Genomic DNA, 7,938 nt, shown 5'->3' with positions numbered 1-7,938 from the left:
TGAGCGAAGCGAATACAACCCTTTTACACAACCTGCGGCGAAGCCGCCACCACCACCCTCTGAACCTTCTGAACCCGGGCCACAGAGTGGCCCCCCTGCGGCCCTCAATTTCCCATTGCAAGAAGAGGGCATATGTTATAAACTGGTACGAGTGATATTTCCAATGTGTAAACAGGGAGGCGTTTCAAAATTTTAATCGGCGGTATTGAAGCAGGCGGCACTAAAATTATCTGCGGTGTAGGAGAAGTGAAGGACGGCACCATCCGTATCCTTTCGGAAATGAGATTTCCTACCACCACCGCAGCCCAGGTGCTGCCGGAGATTATTTCCTGGTTCAAGCAGTATGACATCGAATCCCTGGGGATTGCCAGCTTCGGGCCGCTGGATCTGAAGAAGGAGTCCTCTACCTACGGCTACATCAAGGCTACGCCGAAGAAGGGCTGGCAGGATGTGGATTTCGTAGGCCCCTTTGCCCGGGCCCTTTCCATTCCCATCGAGTTTGACACCGACGTGAATGGTGCGGCGCTGGGGGAATCGGTGTACGGCGCGGGAAAGGGCTGCCAGGTGGTGTCCTACATGACCGTAGGCACCGGCATCGGCGTAGGCCTGTACTGTGAGGGCAGGCTGCTCCACGGCCTGGTGCACCCGGAGGCAGGTCATATGCTCATCCAGCGTCATCCCAAGGATACCTATGAAGGAAGCTGCCCCTTCCACAAGGATTCCTTCCTCCCCGGCGGCTGCCTGGAAGGCTACGCCTGCGGTCCCGCTATCCAGAAGCGCTGGGGCGCGCCGGGAGAGACGCTCCACAACCGGAAGGAAGTGTGGGAAATGGAAGCCTACTACCTGGGACAGGGAGTGTCCAACCTGGTACTCCTCTATTCGCCGGACAAAATCATCATCGGCGGCGGCGTCATGCACCAGGAAAACCTTTTCCGCATGGTTCGGGAAGAAGTAAAGAAAAATATCAACGGCTACATCCACTCCGACAAGCTGGATGAGGGCCTGGACAACTACATTGTTCCCCCGGCCCTGGGAGACCACGCCGGCCTCACCGGCGCCATCGAACTGGGCAAGAGAGCCTGGGAAGAGGAAAATAAACAGTAATCATAACACAAAAAAACTTCAGCCTTTTTGGGGCTGAAGTTTTTTGCGTATTTTCTTGTGCCAGAAGCGCTGCTTTGCACTCCCGTCCTTTTGACGGTCGGGAAAATTCTGGTTTTTCTCCATAGTGCTGGATGCATTGAAGCGGGAGATCTCTCGACTCAGAGTTTCAATAAAACCCGAAGTCTTTACAGCCCATACCGGCATGCAGATCCGCTCGAGATGACGATGGCAGCAGGCAGCATAGAGCTATTTCAACGGGGGACAAATGACAGAAGCGCTGCTTTGCACTCCCGTCATTTCGACGAAAGCGGAGCGGAGTGGAGAAATTTTCTTTCCGGGAAGTTTCCTGCAGGATGAGCTTCCATAGTATCAAGTTGTACAGGAATCCCTTATCTGACCCATTCCACAGATTCGGAGAGGGGTTTTCTGCTTTTGTCCCTGTGCGGGGTTTCGGCGCGGTAGCCGAAGGCGGCCATGACGGCGATGCCGTAGTGGCGGGGGTCGAAGAGTTTATGTTCTTCTCCCAGAAGGCGGGTCATGTCAGCGGGATTGAAGCCTTCCAGGGGGCAGGAATCGATACCCATGTAGGCGGCCATGGTCATCATGTTGGCCATGACGATGTAGGCCTGCTTGGATGTCCAGTCGAAGGCAGCCCTTTCGGAGTCCAGGATTTTCATTTCCTCTTTTCCGAAGCGGGTGTAGACCTGGCTGTAGAAATCGTAGACTTCCGGCGGCACCTGGTGCACGTCCTTCAGCATGTGGTCTGCATAGGCGGAGCCGAAGGTAATGTCCTGCCGTTTATTGGCCAGGAAGACTACGAAATGGCTGGCGCCGGAAAGGCCGGCTTTGGCGCCCCAGCCGTAGGGCATCATTTCTTCCCGGAGTTCTTTGTTCTGGATGACAAGAATCTTCCAGGGTTCCATGCCGAAGGAGGTGGGGGACAGGCGGGCCGCTTCAAGCAGGGTTTCGAAATCTTCATGGGAAATGATTTTCTCCGGGTCAAATTTCTTTGTGGCATAGCGGTACTTCATGGCGTCCAGAAGAACCTTCCTGTCGTTATGGGGTTTGGGTGTATCTTTGGTGGGGATTATGAAATCGGTATGCATAGGGGTCTCCTTTTATATTTACATTTCTCTATGAAGAGATGATTCAAATATAGCATTTTTTCTATATTAAGTCAATGGGAAGGGGCCGACTGGCGGCCCGGGGGCAGAAGGTTCCCCGCCGGGGGCGGGCTGGTTCAGAGGGAAGGCGCCCTTTGGGTGCAAAGGGGCGCGGCTGGCGCCACCACCTTTTCCACAGCTCTGCTGGGGGCACTATGGGTGCTTTCCATTGTGCCATATGACTCTATAGGAAAGCATAGAGGGGCTATATTCTGCCCCCCCTGAATAGGGGGGCAAGGGAACTGGAGTCACTCCAGCGAACTGGATTCGTAGGGGAACGTTAGAGACCTGAGGATCCAGTGAGTCGGTGATAGCCGTGCTGNNAGACGACTGAGAATCCAGTGACACGCTTCCCTATGGGGGAACGCCACGTAGTGGCAAAAGGTGTAGGAGGGTACAAGTTGGTATGATACTCTATGCTGAACTACCTGCCGTAAGGCAGCTTTCTGCGGGGAGGGAGATTTCTCGGCTCCGTTTCACTGGCTCCACGAAAATGTGATTCATACCGGCGCTTCCCACCGCTCGAAATGACGGGGGGAGCACTGATGACACAAACCCTCGGCGCCGCAGGCGCCGTCAAACCTAAGAACCCTCCGGCCCAAAGGGCCGGTCAATCTTAAGAACCCTTTAAACCAAAAAAAGCTCCCACAGCGGGGAGCTTTTTTGCTTTCCATTTCCTATTCTTCCACCGCTTTGGCAGAATCCACTCTGGAGAGGAGGATGCCGATGATGAGTCCGGCGATGCAGAAGGAGACCCAGGAGAGGCCGTAGCCTGCAAGGGGCAGGGAGGCCATGAGGGTGTCCAGGCTTCCCAGGGGAAGGCCGGCGGTGTGGAGGCCGTCATAAAGGGAAGGGATGAGGGTGAAGAAGGTGGCGGCGCGGTAGACGCTGCGGTAGCCGCCGTAAAGGGAATGGGTGAAGGTAAGGATTACCAGGGAGATGGTGAGGGGATAGAGGAACATGAGCACCGGAATGGCGGCTTTGATAATGGTGGTGAGGCCGAAGAGGGCGACGAAGAAGGAAATGATGGAGAAAGCCGTGACCCACATGGTGTAGGAAAGCGAGGGAATGAGGCGGGAGAAATATTCGCCGCAGGCGGTGATGAGGCCTACGCTGGTGGTGAGGCAGGCCAGGAGTACGATGACCCCCATGATGATACGGCCGTAGGAGCCGAAGTAGTAGCGGGCGGAGCCTACCAGCACACCGGCGCCGTTTTCCTGCATACCCAGTTCGGTGACGGAGCTGGCGCCAAGGGCGCAGAGGAAGATGTAAATAATGCCCAGGCAGGCGCCGGCGATGAGGCCGCTTTTCAGGGTGGACAGGGCCACTTCTTCATTGGTTTCCGCACCGTACTGGCGGACGGAATTGACTACGATAATGCCGAAGACGAAGGCAGCCAGAGCGTCCATGGTGCCGTAGCCGTCCAGGAATCCCTGGGTCAGGGCTTTCAGGGGGTCCCGATAGCTGTCGGCCGCAGGCTGCCAGGGGCCCATGGGATGGATGGCGGAAGCGATGAAGAGGAGGGCCAGGAAGAGGAGGAGCACCGGCGTAATGATTTTGCCGATACGGCTCACCAGTTTATTGGGGCTGACGGAAAGCCACCAAGAAATGACGAAGAAAAGGAAGCAGAAAACGTAGAGGGCCGTGGATTTCATGGTGCTTCCGAAGAAAGGGGCCACAGCGATTTCAAAAGAGGTGGTGGCGGTACGGGGGATGGCAAAGGCCGGCCCGATGGTGAGGTACAGGGCTACGGTGAAGAAAATGGCGTACTTCGGATGAATCCGGGAGGCCAGGGCCTGCAGGTCGCTGCCGGAGTAGCCGATGGCTGCTACCCCCAGAAGGGGAAGGCCTACGCCGGTAATGAGGAAGCCGATGGTGGCGGGAATGGTATTGACGCCGGAACTTTGTCCCATGAATACCGGAAATATGAGGTTCCCTGCGCCGAAAAACAGGGCGAAAAGCATGAGCCCGATGGGGATGAGGGCATTGGTCGATTTCTTCATAACATACACTCCTTTGCAACAGGTAACCGCCGGCGGGGAAATCAAAAGCCCTGCCGGAAAAATCCGACAGGGCACAAATGCGTGAGGTACCACCTTGTCTAATACTCGATTGGGCTGTAACGGCGCCGCCGCTTGCTCCTGGTCATGGACTCGGAGAAGGACTCCCGGGTGACGCGGCTCGTTCGCTTCAGCAGCTCGCACCACCCGCTGCCTCTCTTGGAAGATTCCCCAGCCTGATTCCGGTCATTGTCTTGATATAAGTTTAGTATATTCTAGCATGAGGAAATTAGTAAGTCAAGGGGCCGCTTTGCGGCCCCAGGTTCAGAAGGTTCCCCGCTGGGGGCGGGCCGGTTCAGAGGGAAGGCGCCCTTTGGGCGCAAAGGGGCGCGGCTGGCGCCGCAGGTTATGGCCTGCTGATGCCGCAGGTTATGTAGAAGGGGTGCGTCGCTTCGCTCAGGGGGGGTGGTGGGCTGTATTCCCGAAGGGGCCTGCGGCCGTTGGCCGCAGAGGGGCGTATGGCCCTGTGCTGTCGCACGGGCCAAGGGTTGCGTCGCTTCGCGCAAGGGGCAAAGGCCGTGGTAGGCGCCTTCAAAAAAGTTGGGCGCCAGTTTGTATAAAACCAGACAACCGCCCTTGCGGGCGATGGAAAAGCGGCCCCCTTTGGTGGCTGGCGCCACCACCTTTCCCCCAGCTCCGCTGGGGGCACTATGGGTGCTTTCCATTGTGCCACATAAGGCTCTATGGGAAGGGGAGAGCGTTCTTTTCTGCCGCCTTTGGCGGCATTATAAAACTTATTGCCGCGCCAGCGGCAATCCACAACCCTCTGAACCCTTGTACCGCCCCCCCTTTTTGTGGCTGCGGCACCATCTTCCCCCGCAGGCAGGGGGACAATAAATATGTGGCACGTCCTTTGTTCCCAAAGGGAGTGCCACCCCACAAAAAAAGCTCCCTATGCAGGGAGCCTATCTATAAAGGGGAAGGATATTTATCTGTCTCTGGTACGGCAGAGTCCGCGGTCGCAGTTGCGGAGGAAGCGGAGGAGGTGTTCGATTTCCGGGGTGGAGGGCAGTTCCTGTTCCATTTCCAGGATGGCATCGTTCAGCTTGAGGCCGGAGCGGAAAATGAGGCGGTATGCCTTTTTCAGGTAGCTCTTCACTTCCGGGGTGATGTTGTTGCGGGCCAGGCCTACGCTGTTGAGGCCCACTACCCGGGCAGGGTTGCCGTCCACGATGACGAAGGGGCATACGTCCTGCACGATTTTGGACATGCCGCCTACCATGGCGCAGGCACCGATCTTGACGAACTGGTGGATGCCGCTCATGCCGCCGATGACGGCGTGGTCTTCTACGGTGACGTGGCCTGCTACGCCGGAGAAGCTGGACATGACGATGTGGTCTCCGAAGTTGCAGTTATGGGCTATGTGGGTGTAGGCCTGCAGCATGTTGTAGGAACCGATGCGGGTTTCGCAGTTTTCGCCGGTGGCGCGGTGGATGGTCACGTATTCGCGGATCAGGTTGTGGTCGCCGATGACTACAGTGCTGTATTCGTCACGGAACTTGAGATCCTGGGGGTCTTCCCCGATGACGGCATGGGGGTAAATGTGGTTTTCTTTTCCCATGCGTACGTTCTTGGCGATGACGGCGTGGGCGCCGATGATGGAGCCTTCGCCGATTTCACAGTTTTCGCCGATAACCGCATAGGGCCCGATGACTACGTTTTTATGAAGGATTGCCGTGGAGTCGATGACGGCGGTTGGATGAATTTTCGGCTCTTCCGATTGAATGACTTTTAATTCCATTGTCCCATTCCCCTTTATGACGGCGGCTGTTTTGACTGCCAGCCGATTTTATGATTTGTGATTCTCTTTATACATAAGTCCCCTATCTTTTCCTGTTTTGAAACAGCGGTTTCAGGGCATTTATAAGGGGAATCTTCCTTTATCTCCGAATTATTCGGATTTCCTCTGTTTATTAACTATTTCTATATAGTTTAAGGAAATTTATTTTCTGCGGGCTTCCTGCTCTTTTTCTTTCTTTTCCGGAGAATCGTTGGGGTCCATGAGGTAGAAGAGGAAATCCGCTTCTGCCTTGTGCACGTCCCCTACGCGGCATTCGCAGTGCACCTTGCCCATGCGGCCGATGATCTTCTTAATGACCGCCTTGGTGACCAGCTGGTCACCGGGAAGGACGGGGGAGCGGAAACGGACGTGGTCCATGCCGGTGAACATGGGGATGAGGCCCCTGTTTTCTTCGGGATACTGGAGGGCTACGCCGCCTACCTGGGCCATGGCTTCGCAGATGAGGGCGCCGGGCATGACGGGATGGCCGGGGAAGTGGCCCTGAAAGAAGGGTTCGTTCATGGTGACGCATTTCACGCCGATGGCATAGTCCATAGGTACCATTTCAATAATCTTGTCTACCAGGAGCATGGGGTAGCGGTGAGGCAGAATCTCCATAATTTCTTCAACATTTAATTCCATAACAGTTCCTCCTTGTCCTATTTCATGTATGAGAGGCAGGTATTATTTCTTCAGGGCCTGCAGTTTTTCAGAAAGTTCCGCGTTCAGCTTGTGGCTGCCCAGGACGGCGATGATGTGGGCGTGAAGGGGCCCTACGAGAGAGATGTCGCCCAGGATGTCCAGAATCTTGTGGCGCACCAGTTCGTCCTTGAAACGGGGCACGGAGAGGCATTCCGTTTCCGAGTAAACCACTGCATTTTCCAGGGTGCCCCCTTTGCCGAGGCCCATTTTCCGCATGGCTTCCAGTTCCCAGGTGAATCCGATGGTTCTGGCGGATGCGATTTCCTTCATGTAGGAATCGTGGTCAATGACAATGTCCACCATCTGGGTGCCCAGAAGGGGATGGGGGTTGATGGAGGTGAAGGTAATGCGGAGGCCGTCATAGGGAAGGGCGGTGATGAATTTTTCCCCTTCGTAAATGGCTACGCTTCTGTCCAGGGTGAGGACGGGAATGTCTTCGTCCTGCTCTTCAATGCCCGCTTCTTCCACCATGTCCACAAAGGTCTTGGCGCTGCCGTCGCCTACCGGCGGTTCGGGAGAGTCCATTTCAATGACACAGTTGTCGATGTTCAGGGCGTAGAGGGCAGAAAGGAGGTGTTCTACAGTAAATACCTTGGCCGCTCCCTTTTCCAGGGTGGTGGCGCGCATGGTGCTGGTAATGTAGCGGCTGTCCGCCGGCACCTCCGGCGCGCCGGGAAGATCGCTCCGGCGGAAGAGAATGCCTGTCCCCGGCAGGGCAGGATGCATGGTCATGGTGACGGGCATGCCGGAATGAAGGCCGTTGCCCTTGTAAGAAACCGGTTTCCTGATTGTGTGCTGTTTTCTTTTCACAATGAGACACCTTTCGTTCATGAATTATACTTTTACAATTATTTTATTATATCGTTTTTTGAGGGATAGCACAAGGTTTAGGGACAAGCCCCTATGGGGCTTGAGGGTTCAGGCGCCTGTGGCGCGGTCGGGATCGGGACAGGAGTGGTGCTTTCCGGTATTCCCGTAGGGGCCTGCGTCTGCGGCGCAGAGGGGCGTATAGCCCTGTGCTGACGCACGGGCTAAGGGTTGTGTCCCCACAGGGGAAACGACTCACTATGATTTGTGCGTCGGTAGTGCTCCTTCAAATCATGTTCGCTGTGCATCGCTGACGCTCAAG

The 7,938-nt window shown here is 55.8% G+C and carries 6 protein-coding genes; 1 reads left to right on the top strand and 5 read right to left on the bottom strand.

What is annotated here, in order from left to right; all coding sequences use genetic code 11:
* Positions 1-189 precede the first annotated feature (189 nt).
* Positions 190-1,104 carry an ROK family protein gene (locus B2Y11_RS06245; protein ID WP_349676020.1) on the top strand — a complete coding sequence of 305 codons (915 nt, stop codon included), beginning with the start codon at positions 190-192 and terminating at the stop codon, positions 1,102-1,104.
* 389 nt (positions 1,105-1,493) lie between these two features.
* On the opposite strand, the gene B2Y11_RS06240 is transcribed toward B2Y11_RS06245, so the two are convergent.
* From B2Y11_RS06240 to lpxC, 5 genes are all read right to left on the bottom strand, one after another.
* Complete coding sequence (locus B2Y11_RS06240) at positions 1,494-2,210, bottom strand: NAD(P)H-dependent oxidoreductase (RefSeq protein WP_291057405.1); 717 nt, start codon at positions 2,208-2,210, stop codon at positions 1,494-1,496.
* A gap of 734 nt (positions 2,211-2,944) precedes the next feature.
* Complete coding sequence (gene brnQ, locus B2Y11_RS06235) at positions 2,945-4,270, bottom strand: branched-chain amino acid transport system II carrier protein (protein WP_291057403.1); 1,326 nt, start codon at positions 4,268-4,270, stop codon at positions 2,945-2,947.
* A gap of 985 nt (positions 4,271-5,255) precedes the next feature.
* A complete protein-coding gene (gene lpxA / locus B2Y11_RS06230) occupies positions 5,256-6,068 on the bottom strand; it encodes an acyl-ACP--UDP-N-acetylglucosamine O-acyltransferase (RefSeq protein ID WP_291057401.1) in 813 nt (270 codons plus the stop codon).
* 201 nt (positions 6,069-6,269) lie between these two features.
* Positions 6,270-6,749, bottom strand: a complete 480-nt coding sequence (fabZ, locus tag B2Y11_RS06225; protein ID WP_291057399.1) for a 3-hydroxyacyl-ACP dehydratase FabZ — start codon at positions 6,747-6,749, stop codon at positions 6,270-6,272.
* 42 nt (positions 6,750-6,791) lie between these two features.
* A complete protein-coding gene (lpxC, locus tag B2Y11_RS06220) occupies positions 6,792-7,619 on the bottom strand; it encodes a UDP-3-O-acyl-N-acetylglucosamine deacetylase (protein ID WP_291057397.1) in 828 nt (275 codons plus the stop codon).
* Between the last annotated feature and the right edge of the window lie 319 nt (positions 7,620-7,938).

The organism is Dialister sp. UBA1703 (genome assembly GCA_002320515.1).
GTDB lineage: Bacteria > Bacillota > Negativicutes > Veillonellales > Dialisteraceae > Dialister.
The sequence above is the reverse complement of the archived record's forward strand: the minus strand, read 5'-3'. Positions and strand labels throughout refer to the sequence as shown.

What these genes read in the sequence shown, in the direction of transcription:
- B2Y11_RS06240 (WP_291057405.1), bottom strand. Translation starts at nt 2,210, where the DNA reads ATGCATACCGATTTCATAATCCCCACCAAAGATACACCCAAACCCCAT.
- fabZ (WP_291057399.1), bottom strand. Translation starts at nt 6,749, where the DNA reads ATGGAATTAAATGTTGAAGAAATTATGGAGATTCTGCCTCACCGCTAC.
- lpxA (WP_291057401.1), bottom strand. Translation starts at nt 6,068, where the DNA reads ATGGAATTAAAAGTCATTCAATCGGAAGAGCCGAAAATTCATCCAACC.
- brnQ (WP_291057403.1), bottom strand. Translation starts at nt 4,270, where the DNA reads ATGAAGAAATCGACCAATGCCCTCATCCCCATCGGGCTCATGCTTTTC.